Annotated in this window: 23 protein-coding genes; 12 read left to right on the top strand and 11 right to left on the bottom strand. The window is 66.6% G+C overall.

Annotated elements, in window-relative coordinates; all coding sequences use genetic code 11:
- Positions 1–99: 99 nt before the first annotated feature.
- Together J2X57_RS04505 and J2X57_RS04500 are read left to right on the top strand one after the other, a co-directional pair.
- A complete protein-coding gene (locus J2X57_RS04505) occupies positions 100–309 on the top strand; it encodes a hypothetical protein (protein WP_036114417.1) in 210 nt (69 codons plus the stop codon).
- A 550-nt stretch (positions 310–859) separates the two neighbouring features.
- On the top strand, positions 860–1,513 hold the full coding sequence (locus J2X57_RS04500) for a response regulator (protein WP_036114414.1): 654 nt from the start codon (positions 860–862) through the stop codon (positions 1,511–1,513).
- 115 nt (positions 1,514–1,628) lie between these two features.
- On the opposite strand, the gene J2X57_RS04495 is transcribed toward J2X57_RS04500, so the two are convergent.
- Positions 1,629–5,138: an Rne/Rng family ribonuclease gene (locus tag J2X57_RS04495; RefSeq protein WP_309864224.1), complete on the bottom strand. Its 3,510-nt coding sequence runs from the start codon at positions 5,136–5,138 to the stop codon at positions 1,629–1,631.
- A gap of 349 nt (positions 5,139–5,487) precedes the next feature.
- On the opposite strand from J2X57_RS04495, the gene J2X57_RS04490 reads away from it, so the two are divergent.
- Positions 5,488–6,435 (top strand): RluA family pseudouridine synthase, encoded by a 948-nt coding sequence (locus J2X57_RS04490; RefSeq protein WP_079522942.1) that lies wholly within the window; start codon positions 5,488–5,490, stop codon positions 6,433–6,435.
- Here J2X57_RS04490 and J2X57_RS04485 read toward each other — a convergent pair whose 3' ends face one another.
- Both J2X57_RS04485 and J2X57_RS04480 read right to left on the bottom strand, forming a co-directional pair.
- Positions 6,436–7,911 (bottom strand): CPBP family glutamic-type intramembrane protease, encoded by a 1,476-nt coding sequence (locus J2X57_RS04485; protein ID WP_309864221.1) that lies wholly within the window; start codon positions 7,909–7,911, stop codon positions 6,436–6,438.
- 1 nt (position 7,912) lies between these two features.
- Positions 7,913–8,254: a 4a-hydroxytetrahydrobiopterin dehydratase gene (locus J2X57_RS04480; protein ID WP_036114410.1), complete on the bottom strand. Its 342-nt coding sequence runs from the start codon at positions 8,252–8,254 to the stop codon at positions 7,913–7,915.
- A gap of 139 nt (positions 8,255–8,393) precedes the next feature.
- On the opposite strand from J2X57_RS04480, the gene J2X57_RS04475 reads away from it, so the two are divergent.
- Positions 8,394–8,987, top strand: coding sequence for an NfuA family Fe-S biogenesis protein (locus J2X57_RS04475; protein WP_309864218.1), 594 nt, complete (start codon positions 8,394–8,396; stop codon positions 8,985–8,987).
- 83 nt (positions 8,988–9,070) lie between these two features.
- Here J2X57_RS04475 and J2X57_RS04470 read toward each other — a convergent pair whose 3' ends face one another.
- From J2X57_RS04470 to J2X57_RS04445, 6 genes are all read right to left on the bottom strand, one after another.
- Positions 9,071–9,421, bottom strand: coding sequence for a cytochrome c (locus J2X57_RS04470; RefSeq protein ID WP_309864214.1), 351 nt, complete (start codon positions 9,419–9,421; stop codon positions 9,071–9,073).
- A 17-nt stretch (positions 9,422–9,438) separates the two neighbouring features.
- Positions 9,439–9,759 carry a cytochrome c gene (locus J2X57_RS04465; RefSeq protein WP_036114406.1) on the bottom strand — a complete coding sequence of 107 codons (321 nt, stop codon included), beginning with the start codon at positions 9,757–9,759 and terminating at the stop codon, positions 9,439–9,441.
- Positions 9,760–9,855: 96 nt separating this feature from the next.
- Entirely contained in the window at positions 9,856–11,091 is a 1,236-nt protein-coding gene (locus J2X57_RS04460) for a TraB/GumN family protein (protein ID WP_309864210.1), read from the bottom strand.
- 24 nt (positions 11,092–11,115) lie between these two features.
- Positions 11,116–12,006 carry a carbon-nitrogen hydrolase gene (locus J2X57_RS04455; RefSeq protein ID WP_308846613.1) on the bottom strand — a complete coding sequence of 297 codons (891 nt, stop codon included), beginning with the start codon at positions 12,004–12,006 and terminating at the stop codon, positions 11,116–11,118.
- A gap of 10 nt (positions 12,007–12,016) precedes the next feature.
- Positions 12,017–13,054 (bottom strand): agmatine deiminase family protein, encoded by a 1,038-nt coding sequence (locus J2X57_RS04450; RefSeq protein WP_309864207.1) that lies wholly within the window; start codon positions 13,052–13,054, stop codon positions 12,017–12,019.
- A gap of 72 nt (positions 13,055–13,126) precedes the next feature.
- Positions 13,127–13,411: a hypothetical protein gene (locus tag J2X57_RS04445; protein ID WP_239709153.1), complete on the bottom strand. Its 285-nt coding sequence runs from the start codon at positions 13,409–13,411 to the stop codon at positions 13,127–13,129.
- A gap of 233 nt (positions 13,412–13,644) precedes the next feature.
- Between J2X57_RS04445 and J2X57_RS04440 the strand changes: the two genes are divergently transcribed.
- The 8 genes from J2X57_RS04440 to J2X57_RS04405 all read left to right on the top strand — a co-directional run bounded on the left by J2X57_RS04440 (position 13,645) and on the right by J2X57_RS04405 (position 22,090).
- A complete protein-coding gene (locus tag J2X57_RS04440) occupies positions 13,645–15,534 on the top strand; it encodes an ATP-binding cassette domain-containing protein (protein WP_036114395.1) in 1,890 nt (629 codons plus the stop codon).
- 2 nt (positions 15,535–15,536) lie between these two features.
- Positions 15,537–16,511 (top strand): phosphoglycerate mutase, encoded by a 975-nt coding sequence (locus tag J2X57_RS04435; protein ID WP_309864200.1) that lies wholly within the window; start codon positions 15,537–15,539, stop codon positions 16,509–16,511.
- Positions 16,508–18,217, top strand: a complete 1,710-nt coding sequence (gene recJ / locus J2X57_RS04430) for a single-stranded-DNA-specific exonuclease RecJ (protein ID WP_309864196.1) — start codon at positions 16,508–16,510, stop codon at positions 18,215–18,217. Before J2X57_RS04435 ends, recJ begins: the two co-directional genes overlap by 4 nt.
- Before the next feature lie 185 nt (positions 18,218–18,402).
- Positions 18,403–18,750, top strand: coding sequence for a hypothetical protein (locus J2X57_RS04425; protein WP_043693146.1), 348 nt, complete (start codon positions 18,403–18,405; stop codon positions 18,748–18,750).
- A 64-nt stretch (positions 18,751–18,814) separates the two neighbouring features.
- Positions 18,815–19,156, top strand: coding sequence for a hypothetical protein (locus J2X57_RS04420; protein ID WP_051943766.1), 342 nt, complete (start codon positions 18,815–18,817; stop codon positions 19,154–19,156).
- Between the two features lie 52 nt (positions 19,157–19,208).
- On the top strand, positions 19,209–20,186 hold the full coding sequence (locus J2X57_RS04415) for a multidrug resistance efflux transporter family protein (protein WP_309864192.1): 978 nt from the start codon (positions 19,209–19,211) through the stop codon (positions 20,184–20,186).
- Positions 20,187–20,238: 52 nt separating this feature from the next.
- Positions 20,239–20,700 carry a hypothetical protein gene (locus J2X57_RS04410; protein WP_309864189.1) on the top strand — a complete coding sequence of 154 codons (462 nt, stop codon included), beginning with the start codon at positions 20,239–20,241 and terminating at the stop codon, positions 20,698–20,700.
- Between the two features lie 154 nt (positions 20,701–20,854).
- Positions 20,855–22,090: an MFS transporter gene (locus J2X57_RS04405; protein WP_309864186.1), complete on the top strand. Its 1,236-nt coding sequence runs from the start codon at positions 20,855–20,857 to the stop codon at positions 22,088–22,090.
- On the opposite strand, the gene J2X57_RS04400 is transcribed toward J2X57_RS04405, so the two are convergent.
- Both J2X57_RS04400 and J2X57_RS04395 read right to left on the bottom strand, forming a co-directional pair.
- On the bottom strand, positions 22,065–22,955 hold the full coding sequence (locus J2X57_RS04400; RefSeq protein WP_079521969.1) for a LysR family transcriptional regulator: 891 nt from the start codon (positions 22,953–22,955) through the stop codon (positions 22,065–22,067). The genes J2X57_RS04405 and J2X57_RS04400 overlap by 26 nt on opposite strands.
- A 4-nt stretch (positions 22,956–22,959) precedes the next feature.
- Positions 22,960–23,826, bottom strand: coding sequence for an acyl-CoA thioesterase II (locus J2X57_RS04395; protein WP_036114381.1), 867 nt, complete (start codon positions 23,824–23,826; stop codon positions 22,960–22,962).
- Between the last annotated feature and the right edge of the window lie 50 nt (positions 23,827–23,876).

The following is a 23,876-nucleotide window of genomic DNA, read 5'->3' as shown; positions in this document are numbered from 1 at the left end:
TAAATACCGCCTAGTCGCTGGCTTCACGCGCCTGCCATGTCGCAGCGGTAAGTCTGTGTTTCAGCGCAGTCATCGCACCGATGAAACGGGGAAGGCATCATGGCCAGCACGACGGGTTCACACGTCAATACGATCGGTTCACTGGCGGCAGGCAGGTTGCTCGCGCAGGCAGCCGGAGGGCGATGGGGCCCGGTTATTCTCATTCTTGCGGGCATTGTCCTGTTGAGGAAGCGTGCCGCCAATCGCGCGGCGCGCCGGTTGCGGGCTGATCTGAAGTCCAGCGATCACCGCATCGACGCGCTGCGCTAAGAGCGACTACTTACTGCTCTGATTGTCTTCGCCCGTGTCATCGACCGGGTCGCCGGAAGAATTCGTTTCGGGCTGCTCCGTCGGACCGCGCTTCTCTGACGGCGCATCGTTCTGTCCAGGATGCTGCGGCGGGCGATTTTTCTCATTAGCCATGGTCATCTCCTCGAGTGAGCGACCAGCTTCGCGCCATCCCGTTGACGGTGGCGTGCGCCCTGCGTGACGGGTATGTCGCCTCGGCTAAGTGGAGCCAGGGGCGGCCACGTCCATTCCGTCCCAGTGCGCTTCTTCCGGCAATAACCGCGTCACCCCTATCGTCCATCTTTGCGTGTAGGGGAAACCCTATGGATCAGCGCGGACGGCGCCTACACGACCATCGGGTCGCATCGCCTCACGACGGTGGGAGATTACCGCTACAGGCCTCGAAGGCATTCCATGATCATACCGTCACGCTGGTTGTCTCGCCTGCACATCTGGCATTGTATGCATTCGCAGGCAGCGTGCGGGCCACACCGCGCGCATAGAAGTACAGTCGGCCCAGGGAGGGCAAAGAATGATTAATGTTGTTTTGGTCGACGACCACGAACTGGTCAGGACCGGCTTTCGGATGATCCTGCAGCAGCAGGCGGACATCCGTATCAGGGGTGAAGCCGGTTCAGCGGAGGAAGGCCTGCGTCTTATCCGTTCCCAGTCGCCGGATATCGCGCTTGTCGACGTCCACATGCCCGGTATGAGCGGCGTGGAACTGACGGAACGGGTGATCCGTGCGAAATTGCGCACCAACATCGTGATTCTCACGGTGGTGGACGACGCGCGCTTTCCCAAGCGCCTGCTCGACGCGGGTGCGCTGGGCTATCTCACCAAGGGTTGCTCGTCGGACGAGCTGCTCAGCGCCGTGCGTCAGGTCGCATCCGGCCGGCGATACCTCGCGCCCACGGTGGCGCAGCAGCTGGCCCTGGCGACCCTCGACGGCTCGGATTCGCCGTTCGATACGCTGTCTACGCGTGAGATGGAGGTATCGATGATGCTGGTGCGCGGCATGCCGCTCACGTCCATCGGCGAGCGTCTGAATCTCAGTCCGAAGACCGTATCGACCTACAAGCAGCGCCTGATGGAGAAGCTGCACGTGGAGCACGTGGTCGGGCTGGCCCACCTCATGACCGTTCACGGCCTGCTCGATACGCACAATCACCAGGTCGGCACCTGATCGGTCCCACGACCGGCTCGCTGTAACGAAAAACGCCGGGCTTCTCAGCCCGGCGTTTTTCGTTTGGAACGACGAGTCACTCAGCTTTCGGGGAGGCCGAAGCCTCCCCGCAGGCTTACGCGTCGTCGCGTGGCGTATCGCCGGAGGACGGCTCCTGACGCGGACGCGTCAGCAGGTCGCCCTGGGCCGGCAGCGGCGTCGACGCAGGCCTGGGTGCGGCAGGCGGGGTGTGCGACACCGGCGACACGTTGGAAGCCTCAGGCGACTTCGGGGTTACCGCCGTCGGATCCGCAGGCAGTGCCGAAGACGCTTTTCCGTGCTCGATCGCATCCTCGTCGGCCTTGACCGCCGGGCTCTCGACGACGACCGGTGCGCTGGCCGTCTGGGCAGGGGTGGGGGCTGGCGTCGGAGCCTGAGCTGGCGCCGGAGTTGGAGCCGGAGCCGGAACAGGCGTCGCGGCCGGAGCTGGCGTCGGAACCGGAGCAGGCGCCGGTGCCGCGACCGGCGCGGGAGCAGGAGCAGGAGCAGGAGCCAGAACTTCCGCCGGGGCAGCAGCTTCGACCGACGTCTTCACAGGAGACGAGGTCGGCGTTTCTGCCGGAGCCGGAGCCTTAGCCGGAGCCGATACGGCGGCCTCCGTCACAGCCGCCGGGCCCGGCGTCGTCGCCTTGACGCCTGCGCGGGCCTCGTCAGCTTCGGTCGGCAGCATGCCGCGTGCCGGGGCGTCGAGCACAGACGGCTGGCTCGCGGGCGAGGCCGCGGGCTGGATGGCGTCTTCCGCTGTGACGACCGGAGCGGCGGGCTGAGCCCGCGCCGCAGCGGGCACCGAAGCCGAGCCCGTGGCCGGGGCGGAGCTCAGCGGAGCATCCGACTCGGTCTGGCGACGCTCGGTCGTCCGGGTCTGTGCCGAGTCGGCCGGCGTGGCCGGGTCGACGACGGAGCGCGACGGCGCGGGTGCCGGGGACTGACCCGGGATCGGCGGCAACTTCGGCAGCGACGATAGCGTCAGTGCCGAAGGCACGTTCTCATCGTCCGCGTTGCCCGCAGCCGAGGCTGCCGGAGCAGACGGAGCAGGGCGAGTCGCCTCGTGGCGGGGAGCCTCGACCGCGAACGCGTTCTCGGCGGCCGCGGCGGTGTCGAGCATCGGCGGGACGCTGGGGCTGGAACGGCCGGTATCGGCCTGGCCTTCGTCGTCACCGTCTTCGTCGTCGAGGTCGTCGGCACCCGCGGCGCCTTCGACGCCACCGGCTGCCGTGCCTTCTTCCTGGCGACGACGGCGGCGGCCACCACGACGGCCGCGACGGCGGCGCTGGCCACCTTCGGTATCCTTGCCGGCATCTGTCGACGGCGCGTCGCCGTTGACTTCACCCGTGGCGGTCGCGTCGACACCCAGTGCCTCGGCGTCGAGAATCAGCTTCTCGTCATCGTTGAGGACCGGCGCAGTCACCGGCTTCTCAGCCGGATTGCGCGGAGCGGCGACCGGAGCGACGTTGACGTTCGCCGCCTTCTCGACCTTCTCGCCCTGCGGCTGGCGCTCGCCACGCGGCTGCCTCTCGCGGCGGCCGGTGCTCTCGCCGCCCTGCGGCTGTTCCTGACGGCCACCCTGGCGACCCTGCTGCTGGGCGTTGTCTTTCTGGCGCGGAGCTTTCTCGTCGCGGACCTGGGCCTGCTTGCCGCCCTTGGGCTGCTGCTGACCCTTGCCCTGCGCGGGCAAGGCATCGCGGTCCTTGCGCTGGCCCTGCGGCTGGCGCGGCTCGTTGTTGCGACCACGGCCCTCGTTGCCACGACGATCGTCGCGGTCACGGCGGTTGCCGCGATCGTTGCGGTCGTTGCGGCCGCCGGAGCGCGATTCCTCGCGACGTGCGGGTGCGGCCGGCTGCGGCGCCGCTGCCGGCTGGGCGTTGCCGCCGCCGAACAGGCTGCCGAAGAGGCGCGAGAAGAAGCCGCCGGTGGGAGCGGCCGGGGCGGAAACGCGCGGCGCGGGTGCCGCGACGGCGACCGGCTCGGCCACTTCCTCACGGATGGGAGCGGGCGACGCCGGCACGACGCCGGTCACCAGCGGCTGCTCGCCACTGCCAAGGGCCTGGCCCATCTTCGGCAGGGCCTGGGCGACCACCGGGGTGGTGCGCTCGTAGCTCGGCTTGCTGTGCTCGCCCATGTCCGCTTCGCGGATGCGGGTGATCTCGAGGTGCGGCGTTTCCAGTTTCTCGTCGGCGACCACGACCACGTGGACGCTGTGGCGCAGCTCGATCTCGACGACGCTGGCGCGCTTCTCGTTGAGCATGAAGTTGGCGACCGCGGACGGTGCCTGCACCAGGACCTGCCCGGTGTTTTCCTTCATCGCGTGTTCTTCGATCAGGCGCAGGGTCGACAGCGCCAGCGACTCCACGCTGCGGATGTGGCCGTGGCCTTCGCAACGCGGGCAAACGTTCTGGGTGGCTTCGCCGAGGCTCGGGCGCAGGCGCTGGCGGGACATCTCCAGCAGGCCGAAGCGCGAGATACGACCGATCTGGACGCGGGCGCGGTCCGCTTTCAGGGCGTCCTTCAGGCGCTCTTCGACCTCGCGCTGATGGCGCGGGCTGTCCATGTCGATGAAGTCGATGACGATCAGGCCGCCGGCATCGCGGATGCGCAGCTGACGGGCGATCTCGGTGGCGGCTTCGAGGTTGGTGTTGAACGCCGTCTCTTCGATGTCGCTGCCCTTGGTGGCTTTCGACGAGTTGATGTCGATGGCGGTCAGGGCTTCGGTCTGATCGATGACGATGGAGCCGCCCGAGGGCAGGCGCACGTTACGCTCGAAGATGCTCTCGATCTGGGTTTCGATCTGGTACCGCGAGAACAGCGGGGTCGGATCCTGGTAAAGCTTGAGCTTGCGCAGGTTGTTCGGCATCACCTGCTGGACGAAATCGCGGGCGTCCTGATACAGCGACTCCTCGTCGATGAGGATTTCGCCGATGTCGTTACGCAGGTAATCGCGCAGGGCGCGGATGAACAGCTTCGATTCCTGGTAGATCAGGAACGGCGCCTTCTGCGAGTTGGCGGCGCCGGAGATCGACTTCCAGAGCTGCAGGAGGTAGTCCAGATCCCACTGGAGTTCTTCGGCGTCGCGGCCCATGCCGGCGGTGCGCACGATGAGACCCATTTCGTCGGGCACCTCCAGGTGCTCCATGGCTTCCTTCAGGGCCTGGCGGTCCTCACCCTCGATGCGGCGCGAGACGCCGCCGGCACGGGGGTTGTTCGGCATCAGGACCATGTACCGGCCGGCGAGGCTGATGAACGTGGTGAGGGCGGCGCCCTTGTTACCGCGTTCTTCCTTCTCGACCTGGACGATGATCTCCTGGCCTTCCTTGAGGAGATCGCGGATGTTCGACTTACCTTCCGCATTCGGATTGAAGTAGTCGCGGGAGATTTCCTTCAGGGGAAGGAACCCGTGGCGCTCGGCGCCGTAGTCGACGAAGCAGGCTTCGAGGGAGGGCTCGACGCGAGTGATACGGCCTTTGTAGATATTGGCCTTTTTCTGCTCGCGGGACGGGATTTCGATATCGAGATCGTAAAGGTTCTGACCATCGACGATGGCCACACGCAACTCTTCGCGCTGAGTCGCGTTGATAAGCATACGCTTCATTGTAATTTCCTCGGCCTTGCCGCGCGGCCGCGGGCCGCGGTGGCGCCTGATTGGCGGCCTGCCGGGGATCGCGCCGCAGCGGTGAGGCTTCAAGCGGCATGGGATCCGGGACCGATACCTGGACCCGGCGTGATTCGTGATAAGCGCCTTGCAACCGGTCCGCGTCCCTACGGATTAGCCGGACAACCGCAACCCGAACCGTTACGATGTGGGGTGTCTTCGCGTTCCGCCCCCTCGGACGGACCCGCGCGACACTCGCCTTACGTGACGGTACAGGCACCCCGCGAGAGATAAGTCTTCAGCGGAGCCTGGCGCTGGCCGAGTATCCTATCAATTTCGAGTTTTATCAATGCAGACGGCAACTTCCCTCGACGGCGGCCAAGGTGTGCGCATCGTCGAAATCGGACCCGAAAGGGACGGTCAGCGCGTGGACAACGCTCTGATGACCCTCCTGAAGGGAGTGCCGCGCAGCCTGGTCTACCGCATCCTGAGAACCGGACAGGTTCGCATCAATGGCAAACGGGCCAAGCCGGAAACGCGCCTCGCCGCCGGCGATATGCTGCGGATTCCACCGGTACGCGTCGCGGAGCGCGATGAGACGGTGGCGCCCTCGGGCATGGTCCGTGCGGTGGCCGACTCGGTCATTTTCGAAGACAAACACTTCCTGGTGATCGACAAACCCGTGGGCATCGCGGCGCATGGCGGCAGCGGCGTGAGCCACGGCGCCATCGAGCTGCTGCGCGCGGCCCGTCCGAACGAGCACCTCGAACTGGTCCACCGGCTGGATCGCGACACCAGCGGCGTCCTGGTCCTGGCTCGCTCGCGTCCGGGTCTGACCGGCCTGCAGGCCTTGATCCGCGACAACGAGGTGGTCAAGCAATACCTCTGCCTGATGACCGGTACGCCGCGTAAGGCGAAGTTCGACGTCAATCAGCCGCTGCTGAAGTCGGTGATGCACGGCGGCGAGCGGATGGTACGGGTCGACGACGCAGGCAAGCCCTCGCTTACGTTCTTCCAGGAACTGGAGCAGTACCCGGCCTCCCGCCTGATGCAGGCGACACTGGGTACGGGTCGTACCCACCAGATCCGCGTTCACGCTCAGTATGTCGGCCATCCGCTCGCGGGCGACCCGAAATACGGCGATGAGGAGGCCAACAAGCGGTTCCGCGCGAAGGGCCTGAAGCGGATGTTCCTGCACGCGGCCCGCATGAGCTTCGATCTTGGCGGCAAGAACTACGACTTTTCGGCGCCGTTGCCCGACGATCTGAAGGCGTTCCTCGACAAACTGCGCGATTGATCAGGCAAGGAACCGCGCACTGACCTCGAGCGACCGCAACAGGCCGCCCGCGACACAGGCCTGGAGGATCACGGCGCTTAGCGCATGTGCCACGGCGACGGGCAACAGGGCACGGTGGCGCAGGTACCACCAGGCCCAGCCCAGTTCGGCGACGAAGCAGAGCTGCATCAGCAGCCCGTTGGGTGTGTGCAGCAGCGCGAAGGCGAGGGCGGCCAGCAGGATGGCGACCGCTCGGGGGACCGCCCGGTCGAGCAGGGCGGCCACGACGGCCAGAATCAGCCACTGCTGAAAAAGCGCCCACCCTATATAGAGGAGGGTGCGTCCGGCAGGAGGCCATGCGGGCGAATGCCCCGCCGCGAGGGCGATGCCGCCGGCGACCGCGACAGCCAGCAAGGGCCAGCCCGCCTGGCGCCACGCGCCTGCCCAGTGCCACGACGGCAACTGCCGTCGCGCGCCCAGCGCCACGGCATAGCCCACGCCGATAGCGAACGCCGCGATGCCAGGCGGCGCCAGCCGCAACGAGAGCCCCAGCCCCGCGATAAACCACAAGGGGCCCGCCAGGACGAGCGCCACATCGAGGCCGGCGCCGGCCAGAGCTCGCCAGCCCGCGTGGGAGCCGGTCCCTTCGTCGACAGGTCGACGTGCGCGATCGCCCTGGCGGCGCCACCCGACGACCGACACCAGAGCCAGATAAACCCCGGCCTCCACCCAGCCAGGCCAGGCCGGTGAAGGGTAAGACTCCACCGACGTGGCACGTACCCGCTCCAGAGCCTCACCGAACGCCACCAGCGGATCCGCCGCACGCTCCCGGTCCCGGAGTGCCAGCAGGCCCTCCGCCGACAGGCCATCGGGCAGCATCACCGGAGGTGGCAAGGAGGCCCCCTCCGCCAACGCCAGCCGCGCGCTGCGTAGACTCAGCGTCGCGCCCACCGGCAACACAGCCCGAATGCGCAGCATGGCGGCCCGACGCGGTGGATCGACGGCGCGGCCCTGATCGTCGGTCCAGGACAGCCTGTCGAGCCTTACGGGCCGGCCAACCTCCGCGGGCGTCAGCGTACCGAGGTCGGCATGTCGTCCCGGACTCGTCAGCGTTTCCCTCACCGCAAGCGCGTAGCGTCCCGTCGCCGATGCCGTGGCGTCCAGATAGAACGTGTCGAGGCGGACGAGGTCGGCATCACGCCGCAACACCAGGCCGATCTCGAAGCCGCCCGCGTCTGTCGCCTGGACGCTCAGTCCAGGAGGCGACGTCGCGAGTCGGCCGCCGCCAAACGCACGACCGGCCACCACGTCCTCGACGTCAGAGAAGCGCCACGACCACGGCGAGCGGCCTTCGGCGAACGCGACGCGATCGTTTGCGCTTTCACGCTCGATCGCACCCTGCACCACCGTGGCGGCGAACCGGGGGAGGGCGAACAGCAAGGCGACCGCCGCGGCGAGCGTCGCCGCGACCATCCAGCGGGAGGCGCGGGGTGACACGTCAGCGATCGAGCAGGGCCTCGACGCGTGCGGCGCAGATCACGTCGTTGAGTGAGAGGCCGCCGACGTCATGCGTGGACCAGAGCACCTGGCAATGGCCGTAGCCGGCTTCGAGATCCGGATGATGATCTTCCTGGTTAGCCATGAAGCCGACCGCATTGATGAAGCCCAGCGTGTGATGGAAGTCCCTGAAGGAAAAGTCCTTCACGATGGCCTTGCCGTCCGCGGTCACCGTCCAGCCCGGCAGACCGGCAAGGTGCTGGTCGAGCGTCGCCCGGTCGAGCGCATTCTCCGGGCCTTTGCGTGGCTGGCAATGCTGGGTCGCGAGCGGGGAGAGGGTCATGGCGGGCATCCGGCAGAGGAAAGCGCGAAGCGTCGACGCTTGCGCCTGAATTGTCAAAAGGCGGCATCCCGGAGGAAACAGTACTAGAATGGTGCTGTATTCCGGCGCTCCCCACGCCGGACCCGATACCGGAGCCCCCATGATCGACATCACGGAACGCGCGCAGGCGCATTTCCAGCGCCTGATCGCCCAGCAGGGTGATGATGGCCTCGGCGTTCGCTTGCGCGTCGTCGAGGCCGGGACGCCTGCCGCCCAGTGCGAACTCGAATTCTGCGAAGCCTCGGAGCTGACCGGCGACGAGTGGACGATCGAGTGCACCGGCTTCAATCTCTACGTCGACGGCGAGAGCATGCGCTGGCTCGATCCAGCCAACATCGACTACGAGATGACGCCTACCGGCAGCCAGCTCAACATCCGTGCGCCGCGCATCAAGGGCGACGCCCCGGGTGAGGGTGCTGGCGTGGTCGAACGGGTCAAATACGTCCTCGAGTCCGAAGTCGCCCCGCAGATCGCCTCGCACGGCGGTCGCATCTCCCTCGTCGAGGTCACCGCCGACGGCATCGTCGTGCTGCGTTTCGGTGGCGGTTGCCACGGCTGCGGCATGGTCGACCTCACGCTGAAGAACGGCGTGGAGAAGACCCTGCGCGAGCGCGTGCCGGAGATTACGGAAGTGCGCGACGTCACCGATCACGAAACCGGCGACGCCCCCTATTTCGCGAAAGCAGCAGGCTAAATGTAGGAGCGCGCCTGCGCGCGAATGACACGCGCGCATTGGAATGAAAAACATCGCGCGCAGGGCGCGCTCCTACAAGGGGGTCAGTCGCCCTGGATGTGGTGCTCGAGCCCCTGCAGTTTCGACGGCATCGTCGCGAAATACGCCGACACGTCGTCGATGTCCTGATCGGACAACGTGGCCGCGAAGCCCTTCATGATGGCGTTGCCACGGCGTCCGTCCTTGTACTCGTGCAGGGCCTGCGCGAGGTAGTCGGCGTACTGGCCGGCCAGGCGGGGATACTGCGGGTCGACGGAATTGCCGTCCTGCCCATGGCAGGCGACGCAGGTGGCGATCTTGGTTTTGCCGCGCGCCGGGTCACCGGCGGCGAAGGTCTGGGTGGCGGTCAGCGCGAGCAGCGCGCCCAAGGCAATCAGGGAGAAACCACGGATCATCATTCGTCCTCGGCGGCTTACTTGGCGATACTGGAGAGGTAGGCGGCGATGTCCTCGATTTCCTGATCGGACATGCTCTGCGCCTGGGCGCCCATCGTCGGGTGCGTGCGCTCGCCACTCTTGTACGCCTTCAGGGCGTTGACGATGTACTGCTCGTTCTGGCCGACGATGTGCGGCACATGGTATTCGGGGTAGGCGTTGGCATAGCCGGGCACGCCGTGGCAGCCATTGCAGGTGTAGACGAGCGTCCGTCCCCGGGCCTTATCCCCTTCGGCATGCGCCGCGGATGCGGCACACAGAGCTACAGCGATCAGACCAACCAGATGCAGACGCTTCATTAAGAGTTCCCTGGGTGCCGGGCGGGGCCGGGGTTGAACAGCCGTCGAAGTATAGAGGGCTGTCGCAACGGGGAACAACTCAGGCGTAAGTCCGCGTCAGAGAAGACTTTTGATGATGTGGAAGCCCGCGATGTACTCGCCGGCGATGGTGCCGACGCAGACCAGGAAGAAGTTGAGCAGGGTGCGGGCCACCCGATTCTTCCACCAGCCGGTCCAGTGCGTGATGTCGTCACGCAGGTGTTCGAAGTCGAGCACGCGCGGCTTGCGGACCCACGCTTCGGCCATGGCGCTGAAGGCGCCGGACGGGATGCCGGGCCGGAAAGGCTTGAGCGGACCGGCGATGAACGCGGCGATGATCGACAGCGGATGACCGCCCGCGATCAGGGCGCCGAGCGCGGAAAGGCCGCCTGTCAGCAGAATCCAGCTCTTCACGGCGTCGGCGCCCAGGCTCGGGCTGCGGTAGAAGGCGAAGCCGATGGCGGCGAAGATCGCGAGCACCACGCCTACGGCGACGATCTTCGGCCAGTGCGAGGCGGGTGGCGTGACAGCGAGGTCATCCGCCGTCGAACGGGCATCGCCCTGCTGATCGGCAAGCTGCCTGCTCATGCCCTTCAGGTGGCCGGCACCGATGACGACGAGCACCTTGCGCGATGGCGCGGCAGCATCCATCCGCTGGCCGTTTTCGCGCAGGCGCGCGGCCATGTATTCGTCGCGCTCGGCGATCAGTGCGCGGTAAAGCGGTGCCGAGCCCTGGGCGAAATCGCTGAAGGCGCTTTCGAGCAGATCCGCCTGCTTCAGTTTCTCGATGTCTTCCTCGGGGATCTCCTCACGCTCGAACACGCTGCCGAGCATGCCGGCCATGAGGCCGAAGCGCTGGAAGAAGCCGACGCTGCGCCAGGCGCGCTTGAGCGTGGTGCCGACTTCGCGATCCACCAGCCACACCGGAAGGTTGCGCGCGTCGGCGCCGTCCATGGCGGCCTTCATTTCCGCGCCCGGCTCGATGCCGTATTGCGCGGCGAGACGTTTCTGGAAGCCGCCGAGCACGAGGCTCGCGGCGACCATGCCGGCCTTGCCCTCACGGATGACCTGGAACAGATCCATCTGCTTGAACGCTTCGGGATCGCGGATGCCATGCGCACGACTGGCGCACAGTTCCACCGCCACCGCGTCGAAGTGCTCCGTTTCCAGCAGCGCATCCACCGCCTGCACGCTGGCGCGTGACACGTGCGCGGTGCCGAGAATGACGTAGTCGACGCCGTCGCGCGTCATGCGCTCGATGGGTTGGCCTTCCAGGGCGGCGGGCAGGGTGACGTCGTTCTCGGCAGGAATCATGCGCTCGGGTGTCCGTTGGATGTCTTAATCGCGAAAGCGCTTGGTGAGATCGGCATAGGCGTCGATACGACGGTCGCGCAGGAACGGCCAGATGCGGCGCACGTGCTCGCTGCGTTCCATGTCGACATCGACGATCAGCAGTTCACGACCGTCCGTACCGGCCTGGGCGAGGAACTCACCCTGCGGACCGGCGACGAAGCTGGAGCCCCAGAACTGGATGCCGTTGCCGACGCTGGTCGGATCCGCCTCGTAGCCCGTGCGGTTGCACGAGAGCAGGGGCAGGCCGTTGGCGACGGCATGGCCGCGCTGCACGGTGATCCATGCCTCGCGCTGACGCGCTTTTTCTTCGTCGGAGTCCTTCGGATCCCAGCCGATCGCGGTCGGGTAGAACAGGATATCGGCGCCGGCCAGCGCCATCAGGCGCGCGGCTTCCGGATACCACTGGTCCCAGCACACGAGCACGCCGAGCTTGCCGACCGACGTCTGGATCGGATCGAAACCCAGGTCGCCCGGCGTGAAGTAGAACTTCTCGTAGAACGCCGGATCGTCGGGGATGTGCATCTTGCGGTACTTGCCCGCGATGACGGCCGAGCGATCGAAGACCACCGCGGTGTTGTGATACAGCCCGGTGGCGCGCTTCTCGAAGATCGACGCGACGACGACGAGCCTGAGCTCTTCGGCAAGCTTGCCCAGGCGCTCGGTGCTCGGGCCGGGAATGGTCTCGGCGAGGTCGAACAGGTCGACGCTTTCGTGCTGGCAGAAGTACGGGCCGTTGTGCAGTTCCTGCAGCAGCACCAGTTCGACGCCGGCTCCGGCCGCGTCGCGCAGGGCCTGCTCGATCGCGTCGAGGTTGGCGTCGCGGCTGCCGCGGTCGGTTTCCTGGAGGAGGGCGACCTTGAGAGTCTTGCGGGACATGACTTCTTCCTTACTTGGCGATGGCGGCGGGCAGCTGCATGGTGATGCAATGCAGGCTTCCGTTCTGCCAGATCAACGGACGGCAAGGTACCTGGACGATCTCGCGGCCCGGATGGGCGAGGCCGATGATCCGTGCCGCTTCCGCGTCCACCGGATCGCCATACGCCGGCACGAGCACCGCGCCGTTGACGATCAGGTAGTTCGCATAGGACGCGGCCAGTCGACGACCATCGTCGAGGATCGGCTGCGCCCAGGGCAGCGGGTGCAACGGGTACGGCTTGCCATCCGGAGTGCGCAGTTCGGCGAGTTCCGAGGCCATCTGGCCCAGTTCCTCGAAGTGCGGATCGCTGGCGTCGTCGCACGCCTGATACACGATGCCGCCGTCTTCGGAGAAGCGGGCCAGCGTGTCGATATGGGCGTCGGTGTCGTCGCCTTCAAGGTAACCGTGGTCCAGCCAGAGCACGCGGTCGGCGTGCAGCGTGGTGGCCAGCGTTTCGGTCATGGTTTCGCGCGACAGGTCCGGGTGACGCTGGTTGAGGCACTTCCACGTGGTGAGGATGGTGCCGCGACCGTCGCTCTCGATGCCGCCGCCTTCCAGCGCCCAGTCGATCCGCTTGTGCGGCAGGCCGGAGAGCACGCCACGCTCGAGCAGGCCGGAGATCAGCGCGTCGTCCTGCTCGGCGCCGAACTTGCCGCCCCAGCCGGTGAAACGGTAATCGTTGAGCAGCACACCGTCGGGGCCGGTCAGCGTGATCGGGCCGGAGTCGCGCAGCCAGGTATCGTCGTAGGGCAGTTCGATGAAGTGCAGGCGCGACATGTCGGCACCGGCCTGCCCGGTGAGCAGCCGCGCGCGTTCACGCAACTCGCCATCGGCGACGATGACGTGCAGCGGTTCGAAGCGGGTCACGGCGGCGGCCAGCGCCACATAGGTGCTCTCGACCTCGGCCAGACGGTCGAACCAGTCGGTATCCGCGTGCGGCCAGGCGATCAGAACGCCGGCCTGCGGCTCCCATTCGGCGGGCAGGCGATACGAAGTGCGGTCGGTCATGGCGGGCAACGGGGCAGCAAAGTAAGCCGGCTATTGTAGGGCTTCCTCGTTACCGCTGCTGTAATGCGCCGGTTACCTGGCGGCTTGCGGATTCAGGTTGTTGCCGGCCGGCGTATTCAGCACCGTGTGGACCACGTGGCTGCGCTCGAAGTAGACGATGTAGCCCGGGTACATCCAGCGGTTGATGACCGGCTGCTTCGCGCTGCCGCCGCCGCGCGAGTCGAGTCTGGACGTCGGCGCGCCGAACTGGCGTTCCACCTGGGCCATGCTCATGCCCTTCCTGGGCAGGTTCATGGCCTGCTCCTGCTGGACGCGGTTGACCAGCAGGCTGTCGCCCGCGTGAGCGGCAGGGACCATGGCGGCGGACACGAGCGCCAGGGCGATCGCGGTGAAAACAGGCTTGAAGGTGTTCATGATGGCTCCGTCGCGCTCCCCATGCGGCGCAGGACGTCGTTTTAACAGATCGCCTTCACCCACGCCATGGGGCGCGCCGCGCCGCCTTCACGGCTGTGTGCTGCGTCGCGTTTCCGGACGCGGGCAGGGCGGGGCAGTTATCATGGACGGTCGCTAGCCGCCAGTCTTCCCAATCCATGATCTCGTTTCGCAATCTTGCCCTTCGTCGGGGCAGCCGCACCCTGCTGTCGCAGATGGACCTCACCATCCAGAGTGGATGGAGCCTGGGTGTCATCGGCCGTAACGGCTGTGGCAAATCCACCCTGTTCGCCGCCCTCAAGGGCGAGCTGGAGCCGGAGGTGGGCGAGCTGGACATGCCTTCCAGGGTCCGGCTGGCGTCCGTTTCGCAGGAGACTCCGTCGCTGCCCGATCCCGCCATCGACTACGTGCTGGGTGGCGACGTCGAGGTCGCCGCGGCGCTCAAGGCCGAAGCCGAGGCCTATGACCGCGAAGACTACGAGGCCGCCGCCGTGGCCAACCACCGCATTGAGGAACTCAACGGCTACGACGCACGTGCCCGCGCCGGTCGCCTGATGCATGGCCTGGGTTTCAGTCCGGAAACCCACGAGCGCGCCGTGTCCTCCTTCTCCGGTGGCTGGCGCGTGCGTCTCAACCTGGCCCGCGCGCTGATGGCGCCGTCCGATCTGCTGCTGCTCGATGAGCCGACCAACCATCTGGATCTGGACGCGGTGCTTTGGCTGGAAGAATGGCTGCGCCGCTATCCGGGCACGCTGCTGATCATCTCGCACGATCGCGAATTCCTCGACGGTGTGATCTCGCACACCATGCATCTGCATGACGGTACGGCCAAGCTGTACACCGGCAACTACACCGCCTTCGAACGCCAGCGTGCCGAGCATCTGCGTCAGCAGCAGATCGCACATGTGCGCGAACAGGCCGAGCGCGCTCACCTGCAATCCTTCATCGACCGCTTCAAGGCCAAGGCCAGCAAGGCCAAGCAGGCGCAGTCGCGCATGAAGCGCCTTGAAAAGCTGGCCGGTACCGAAGCGGTGCGCGCCGAGCGCAGCTTCAGCTTCTCGTTCCCCGCGCCGGATCGTCTCCCCACGTCGATGCTTCAGCTCGATCACATCGATGCGGGCTACGGCGATCACGTGGTGTTGCGCGACGTCGCCTTCGGTCTCGAGTCGGGCGACCGCATCGGCCTGCTCGGTCCGAACGGCGCCGGTAAATCCACGATGGTGAAGTCGCTGGTCGGCGAACTGGAACCGTTGAAGGGCGAGCGGTCCTTCCACAAGGACATGAAGATCGGCTACTTCGCCCAGCACACGGTCGAAAGCCTGCACGAAGGCTGGAGCGCGTTCGATCACCTGCAGGAAAAGGCACCCACTGCCGGTCAGCAGGCATTGCGCGATTACCTGGGTACGTGGAACTTCCCCGCCGACCGCGTCTTCGAGCCGGTGGATGCGTTCTCCGGTGGCGAGCGCGCGCGTCTCGCGCTTGCGCTGATCGCGTGGGACAAGCCGAACCTGCTGCTGCTCGACGAACCGACCAACCATCTCGACCTCGACATGCGCGAAGCGCTGGCCGATGCGCTGTCCGGCTTCGACGGTGCGCTGGTGCTGGTGTCCCATGACCGCCATCTGCTCGGCATGGTCTGCGACGAGTTCTGGCGCGTGGCCGACGGCGATGTCGAAGCCTTCGATGGCGATCTCGACGATTACGCCAAATGGCTGCGCACGCGCGCCACCACGCGCAAGACCGCCGCCGTCGCCTCGGCCGCACCGGAAGCGCCGATCCAGGCGTCGGCCAAGGAGAAGCGTAAGCTCAGCGCCGAAGAGCGCGAGAAGGAAAAGCCGCTGCGCGCCCGGGTGAAGAAGATCGAGACCCTCATCGCCACGATGGACAAGGAGCTCACCGCGATCGAAAGCCAGCTCGCCGACCCCAGGGTCTACGACGGCCCGACCGCGGAGATGATGAAGCTCAGCCAGCGGCAGTCCGCGTTGCGCGGCGAAAAGGAAACCCTCGAGCTCGAATGGCTCGGCATCCTGGAACAGATCGAGGAGTAAGCATGGCCGCCGTCCTCAACGTCCTGTTGCCGGGACGCGACAAACTCGCCCACATCGCGCCGTTCGCCGCCTGGCTGGCGCGCGGCACGACGTTGCCGGCGGCGTTGCCCGGTTACATGGTCGCGATGGCCGAGCACTTCCGCTGGCCCGGCGGCGCACTTCCGGCTGCGGCGGTCATCCGTCAGTCGGTCGCGGGCGACGCGGGCGACGCGCTGTGGTTGTCCGCCGATCCCGCCTGGGTGCAGCCCGAACTGAGCGGGGCGCGGCTGCTCGCCTGCGGCAACCTCGGCCTCACGGTGGAGGAGTCCGCGAGCCTCGTCGCCGCGCTGGCCGAGACCTTCGAAGCGGAAGGCATGAGCCTGCATGTCGGTGATGCACAGCACTGGCAGCTGCGTCTGCCCAGCTATATCGACGTACCCGCCTTTCCCGAGCCGGAAGAAGCTCTCGGTGCCGACCTGTTCGAGCAACTGCCCAAAGGCGAAACCGGTCGCCGCTGGCGCGCCCTGATCAACGAAGCGCAGGTCGTCCTGCACAACCACCCGGTCAACCGCTCGCGTGCCTCGCGCCACCTGCCGCCCGTCAACAGCGTCTGGCTGTGGGGCGCCGGCGTCCTTCCCGACTGGGTCGAATGCGGCCTCAGCCGCATCTACAGCGACGACCTCCTGCCCTGGGCCCTCGGCCACAAAGCCAACGTCGACGTCCAGGCCCGCACTGCCTTTCCTGCGGGACCCAGGCCCGCTCCTGCAGGAGCCAGCCTGCTGGCGAAGGGTGCTGGCGACGGCACAACCCACGCAGCACTTTCCCCCTATACCCTGCTGGACCTCCAGGACACCCAGCCCCACGACTTCGACCAGACCTGGTGGCCCGCCCTGGAAACCCACCTGACCGAAGGCACCGAACTCCGCCTCGCCTTCGCCGACGGCCTCCGCATGGTCCTGAAGAAGAACCATCGCCTGCGCTTCTGGCGCAAGGCATGACGACCCGCGTCTGGCGACAACGCATCGCCATCGCCGCACCCAGCGGCTGGCCCGCGCACATCCATCCCGTGATCCAGCGTATCTACGCCGCACGCGGCGTAAGCACCCCTGACGGCGCCGAGCATCGCCTCGCGCGGCTCCTGTCGCCCAGCCTGCTCGGTGGCATGGATCGCGCCGTCGCCGTACTGATGGACGCCATCGCCAGCGACAAGCGCATCGTCGTCGCCGGCGATTACGACTGCGATGGCGCGACGGGCACGGCGGTCGCCGTGCGCGGCCTCCACCTGCTCGGTGCGAAACACGTCGCCCATGTCGTGCCCAATCGCTTCGTCCATGGTTATGGCCTCAGCGAAGCGCTGGTCGAATCGTTGCAACCGTCACCGGACCTGATCGTTACCGTCGATAACGGCGTGGCCAGTGTCGCCGGTGTCGCGGCCGCGCGAGCACGTGGCATCGGCGTACTGATCACCGACCATCACCTGCCGGGCGATACGTTGCCCGATGCCGATGCGATGGTGAATCCGAACCTCGATGGCGATGGTTTTCCGAGCAAGGCCCTGGCGGGCGTCGGCGTCATGTTCTACCTGCTGCTGGCGTTACGCGCATCGATGCGTGACGCCGGGCAGTTTCCGAACGGCGAACCCGACCTGAGCGCGCTGCTCGATCTGGTCGCGCTCGGCACGGTGGCCGATCTGGTGCCGCTGGATTTCAATAACCGCGTACTGGTCGAAGCCGGCCTGAAGCGCATGCGCGCGGGCAAGGCATGCGCGGGTGTCACCGCGTTGATCGAAGCCAGTGGCCGATCGCTGTCCACCATCGCCGCGACCGATCTCGCGTTCGCCATCGGCCCGCGCCTCAACGCCGCCGGCCGACTGGAAGACATGTCGCTAGGCGTCGCCTGTCTGCTCACCGATGACGTCGGCATCGCGCGTCGTTACGCGGAACAGCTTTCGGCCATCAATCAGGAACGCCGCGAGATGCAGGCGGGCATGGTCGACGAAGCCGAGCGCATGGTCTCGCTGGCGAAACATGTCGATGCGGTGGGCGTGGCGTTGTTCGACGAAGGCTGGCATCCCGGCATCGTCGGTCTCGTCGCCTCGAAGTTGAAAGAGAAGCTGCATCGCCCCGTGCTGGCGTTCGCGCCGGCCGGCGACGACACGGATGAGCTGCGCGGTTCGGCACGATCGATTCCCGGGTTCCACATCCGCGATGCGCTGGCCGAGATCGACGCGAAGCATCCGGGTCTGATCCTGCGCTTCGGCGGCCATGCGATGGCGGCAGGCCTGAGCATGCAGGCGCGCGACTTCGAGCGCTTCGCCGCCGCGTTCGACGCGATCGCACGCAAGCATCTCGACGACGATCATCTGCAGGCACTCGTGCATACCGATGGTGAACTCGACTACCGTGACCACACACTCGATCTGGCGAAGCAGCTTCGGCACGCCGGGCCGTGGGGGCAGGCGTTTCCGCCGCCGGTGTTCGAGGCGCGCTTCGAGTGCGCGTCATGGAAGCCGATGGGTAGCCGGCATCTGCGTTTGCATCTGCGCCACACGCAGGGCGGTGCACCGCTGGATGCGGTGATGTTCAACTGCTATGACGGTACGCCGCCACCCGCGCGGATGCGTGTCGCCTACGAACTGTCCGTCAACGACTGGCAGGGCAGGGAGAGTGTTCGGTTGCTGGTGACGCATCTCGAGGCGATTTGACGGCAACGTCGCGACCATTTGCCTGCCTTTGGCTGCGTCTGGCTGCGTCGACCGGAAGAGCACGTCGCCATGTTCCGGCAGACTGACCCGGGACCTCGCGCACTCAACGACTTGCCCGAACTACCTCAGGCAAACCTGCCGTCCCGTCCACATATCTGAGACTACCCCCGCTTAATCTCGGCCCCATGGCCAAGGTGAACTGGGTACAGATGGGCGAACGGCAGTACGCGATCCTGGAAGGGACCTCGCGGGCCTTCGCACGGGTCAGCCCGAAGGATGGCCGCTGGGTGGTCCGCTGGCGCTACGGGCCTCGCGGCGGGCAGGGCGCGACGCTACGGGGCGTCTCCCTCATGCAGCGCATGGTGATGCGCTGGGCCGAACATAACGAGGCCCGGCTGCGGAAACTGATCCCGCCGCCGGTCCGGGCCTACGGGCCGCCCAGCGAGGCGGAACGGTATTTCTACGACGCCATCTGGCCCGGCTACGTGCCGGCTTCTCGCCGGCCGAGGCGGGAGGGGCGGGAGCACTATTGAGCCAGGGCCCCATCCCCCACACATAGGGTGCATCCCCAACCCGTCTTTCGAGCAGGTGGCACCCATGTCCCCCGAGCGTTTCGTACTCGCTCTCCAGAACACCGTGGTCCGCGACAACCTCGCGGTCTACTCCGAGCTGTTCCGCAGCACCCCCGTGGAGATGGCGGTGGACCCGCACTGGGTGCGCGCGCTCGAACTGTTCAACGGGCTGGACGAGGACAACAAGGAGGTCTTCCTCCAGGTGATCTGCCACACGATGATCGATACGACGGCGAACCTGCTGGGTATCGTCGACGGGTGCTGCCCGGTTTCCGGGATCGAGGGGGACGTGACGCTTTGTGTGGACGGGAAGCCGATCGGCGGGGAGTTGCAGGAGTTGTTTCTGGAGCTTAACGAAGCGGGCTGACGCGCCTTTCCATCACTGGCACACTCGGACCTCGTTCGAATCAAGGTCCACCATGCGTTCCCGTGCACTCCAGGCCGTCGCGATCGCGCTGCTCTCCGCGCTGTTCTTCACGCTGACCTATGTCCTCAACCGCGCCGTCGTCAGTGGGGGTGGGCACTGGCAGTGGGCGGTGATCCTTCGTTACCTGATCACGCTGCCGCTGCTCGCGGCGGTTCTGCCGTTTCAAGGCGGGCTGGGTTCGCTTCCTCGCGAACTTCGCTCGCATACGCGCACGTGGCTCATCTGGAGCAGCGTCGGCTTCGTGCTGTTCGGCCTGCCGCTCACCTGGGCGGCCAGCAGCGGTCCGTCCTGGCTGGTGGCGGGAAGTTTTCAGACAACCGTCCTCGCCGGCCCCTTGCTTGCCCCCTTCATCTATCGCGATGAGCGTGCCCGCTGGCACGTTGGCGCCTTGTCGATCGGCGCCCTGATCGTCATCGGCGTGATGTTGCTGCAGCTCGGCAATGCCCGCGGATCGCTCGACGCGTCGGCGTGGCTGGCCGTCGGCGCGGTCGTCCTGGCTGCCTTCGCCTATCCGCTGGGCAACCGGAAAATCCTGTTGCATCTCGAGCGCACTGGCACGCGCCTCGGTGCCGTGCAGCGGGTGTTCGGGATGACGCTGGCGAGCTGGCCGCTCTGGATCGTCCTTGCCGTCGCCATGTGGTTCAGCATCGGGCCGCCGTCCTGGCGGGAGCTCTGGCTGGCCGGTGGCGTGGCGTTGTCGTCGGGTGTCATTGCGACGGTGCTGTTTTTCCACGCGACCGAGATGGTCGGCCGCCAGCCGACCGCGCTGGCCGGTGTGGAAGCCATGCAGGCCGCCGAGCTGCTGCTCGCGACGGTCATCGGCGTGATTTTTCTGCACGAAGCCGTGCCGGGCCCGATGGCCGCCATCGGCGCGGTCGCCATCATCGTGGGCATCGCCTTGTTTGCCTGGGTCAGCGGCAGGGAAGGGCACGTCGCCCCGGACGACGTCGCCGCCGACCGGGGCGCTTGACGCCACCACGACACGGGAAGCGTACGCTGCTCCCATCGTCCGGAGGTATGCCATGAAACCTGTCGCTATCGCTTTCCTGCTGCTCGGTTTCAGCGTGACAGCGTCCGCCGCCCAGACGCCGCCCGGCACCCACGGCGAGCGCGCGCCGGCAGCTGAGCCTATGAAGCGTTTTGCCTGGCGTGACGAAGCCGCGGGTTACACCTTCGTCGCTCCGCCACGCTGGACGGGCAAGGTAACGGCGGTGCCACTGGATTCCGCGGCACTCGCGAAGTCGGGTGCGACCAGCGGCGTGCGTTTCGTCGCGGGTTCGAAGACGTTGCTGGTGCTGCTGTCGTCCGATGACGAGCGGGCGCATGCGATGGCGACGTCCGGGGCACGCGAGTTGTCGCGTAACGACGGGCACGTGCTCTCGGTCAAAACCGAGGCCGAATCCGGCTCTCTGGCGTTGACCGACCAGGAGCTGACGGAGGCGGTGCAGTGGGACGGTGCCGCTTCGGGCACCGCATCGCGCTAGCGCCTGCGCGCTGGCGCGTCGCCGGATACGCGGTCGCCGTACTGCCCCTCCCGTATTGATACGCAGGAGATATCGAAGCGGACGCGTTCCGGTATCGATTCGACTCAATTCAGGGTCTAGCCTTATTCCCATGGCTCATTCCCTGGAGGTTCCCGTGGACGGCTCGTCCCCCGCCGCGTCGGCGGTCATCGTCGATCGACGCATCCGTCACGGCACGCCGGCATTCCGGCGCACCAATCTGGCCTTGTTCTCATCGGGTTTCGCCACCTTCGGCCTGCTCTACTGCGTCCAGCCGCTCATGCCCGCGTTCTCTCACGGCTTCGGGGTGGACGCGGCGAGCAGCAGTCTGTCGTTGTCGCTGACGACCGGCGTACTGGCGGTGGCCATGCTGTTTGCGGGGGCGATCTCGGATGCGTTCGGTCGCAAGCCGATCATGCTGGCGTCGTTGCTGGGTTCGTCGATTCTCGTGTTGCTTTCCGCCATGGCGCCGACCTGGGGCTCGTTCCTGGTAATCCGAGCGTTGCTCGGCATCACTCTGGCAGGGCTACCCGCAGTCGCCATGACGTATGTGAGTGAGGAGATTCACGGCGATTCGCTGGGCTTCGCGATGGGTCTCTACATCGGCGGTAACGCCATTGGCGGCATGGGTGGGCGACTGATCTCCGGTTTCGCCGCGGATCATTCGTCGTGGCGTGTCGCCGTGGCGGTGATCGGCGTGCTTGGTCTCCTTGCGTCGTATCTCGTATTCCGCGGGCTGCCCGCCTCCGTGCATTTCGAGAAGCGTCGCGCCCATCCGCGTGCGTTGATCGCGTCGTTCGGTTCGCTGTGGCGCGACAAGGGTCTGCCGTGGCTGTTCGCTGAGGGCTTCCTGCTGATGGGCGCCTTCGTCACGATCTACAACTACGTGTCGTATCGCCTGCTTGCGCCGCCGTTCTCACTGTCGCAGTCGCACGTGGGTGCGATCTTCATGGTGTACCTGATCGGTGTGGGCAGCTCGGCGTGGATGGGCGCACTGGCTGGCAAGCTGGGACGTCGCCATGTGCTCTGGACGACCTTCGTGATCATGCTGGCAGGCGTGGCGTTGACCGCGAGCTCATCGCTGTGGGCGATCGTCGCCGGTATCGCGATGCTGACCTTCGGTTTCTTCGGTGGGCACTCGATCGCCAGCAGCTGGGTGGGCAGGCGCGCGGTGTATGCCAAGGCGCACGCCTCGTCCTTTTACCTGTTTTCGTACTACATGGGTTCGAGCATCGCCGGATCGGTCGGTGGTCTCGCCTGGACTCATGGAGGCTGGAATGGCGTAGCGGCTTACGCGGCTTTGCTCGTGCTCGGCGGCCTCGCCATCGCCTTGAAGCTGCGCACGCTTACGCCTTCAGCATCAGCTTCGTAAAGGCTCTGACCAGCGGCGAGGTGTCGTCGCGGCGATGCGTGACGTGGATCGCGCTCGCCGCGTCAGGCGAATCGATGGCGACATAGGCGACGCCATCGACGCGGACGTGGCGCAGGGAGTCAGGCAATACGGCGACGCCCATGCCCGCGGCGACGAGGCCGATCATCGTCGATGATTCACCAGCCTCCTGTGCGATGCGCGGCGCGAAGCCCGCATTGCGACACATCGTCAGCAACTGATCGTGTACGCCGGTACCGGCGGCACGGCTGAACACGACGAAGCGTTCGTCGGCGAGTTCTTCCATACGCAGCTTGCGACGTTTGCGCTTCGCCAGGGGATGGTCCGCACGAAGCACGGCTACCAGCGGGTCGTCGACGAGCTTGTGCGAAACCAGCGGGGCGGGCAGCTTGCCGCCGCGAAGCAAACCGATCTGCTGGCGATCGTCGAGCAGGCACTCGACCTGCTGCAGCGTATTCCGCTCGACGAGCACCAGCCGCACGGCGGGATATGCATCGCGAAACGCGCGGATGGCCTGAGGAAATTTTTCGATGAGCGGCGTGGACCGGGTGAAGGCGACATGCAGTTCGCCGATCTCGCCGCGCTCGGCACGACGCGCCATGTCGGCGGCGTCGTCGACGCGCGTGACGATGTCGCGGGCGGCATCCAGGTAAACCCGGCCTGCGTCGGTCAGCTCGACGCGGCGGTTGGTACGGCGCAGCAGTCGCAGGCCCAGCATGGTCTCCAGATCGCGGATCTGCTGACTGAGTGGCGGCTGGGACATGCCCAGCCGCTCGGCGGCGCGGCTGAAATGGAGCTCGTCGGCGACGGCGATGAAGTAGCGCAGATGCCGCAGCTCGATGCTCATGGGGTCAGTCCGGACGGACGCGGATCAGGCCTTCCTGCGCGGTGGAAGCCACGAGCACGCCGTCGCGCGTGTAGATCATGCCGCGTGCCAGGCCGCGTGCTCCCTGCGACGTCGGGCTGTCGAAGGAGTAGAGCAGCCAGTCGTCGATGCGGAACGGGCGATGGAACCACAGCGCGTGATCCAGGCTCGCCATCTGCATGTTGCGCGTCAGGTAAGAGATCCCGTGGGGCAGGGTGGCGGTGCCGATCAGATGGAAGTCCGAGGCATAGGCGAGCAAGGCCTGGTGCAGGCCGAGCGCGTCCCCGATCGGCGCGGTCAGGCGAAACCAGATGTGCTGATAAGGCGGGCGCTTGGCCGGACGCAGTTCGTCGCGCGGCCAGACGTGGCGGAACTCGAAAGGCCCGTCGATGCCTAGCCAGCGCTGGGTTTTCTCCGGCAGACGGCTGAGCTGTTCGGCGGTCATCGCAGGCATGGGCTCGACGTCTTCCGGCGCGGGAACCTCGGGCATCGACATCTGGTGTTCGTAGCCGGTCTCCGGCACCTGAAACGAGATGGAGCCGTTGAGGATGGGCTGGCCGTGCTGGATGGCGACGACGCGGCGGGCCGAAAACGAACCACCGTCGCGTGTGCGCTCGACGCTGTAGACGATCGGCGCGTTGATGTCGCCGGCACGCAGGAAGTAGGCGTGCAGCGAGTGGGCCTCACGGCTCGGGTCCACGGTGCGCTGAGCGGCGGACAGCGCCTGGCCCAGCACCTGGCCGCCGAAGACGAATTTGGTGCCGATGTCCCGGCTCTGGCCGCGGAAGAGGTTGTCTTCGAGACGTTCGAGCTCCAGCAGCTCGACGAGTTCGCCGACGTGGTTGTCCGTCATGGGGTTACCTGGTGTGCGGGGTGGCGACATGGTCGGAAAGTATAACGGGC

The organism is Luteibacter sp. 1214 (assembly GCF_031455395.1).
In the GTDB taxonomy this organism is placed as follows: Bacteria; Pseudomonadota; Gammaproteobacteria; order Xanthomonadales; family Rhodanobacteraceae; genus Luteibacter; species Luteibacter mycovicinus.
Note: the sequence above shows the minus strand (reverse complement) of the source record. Positions and strands in the feature narration are given on the sequence as shown.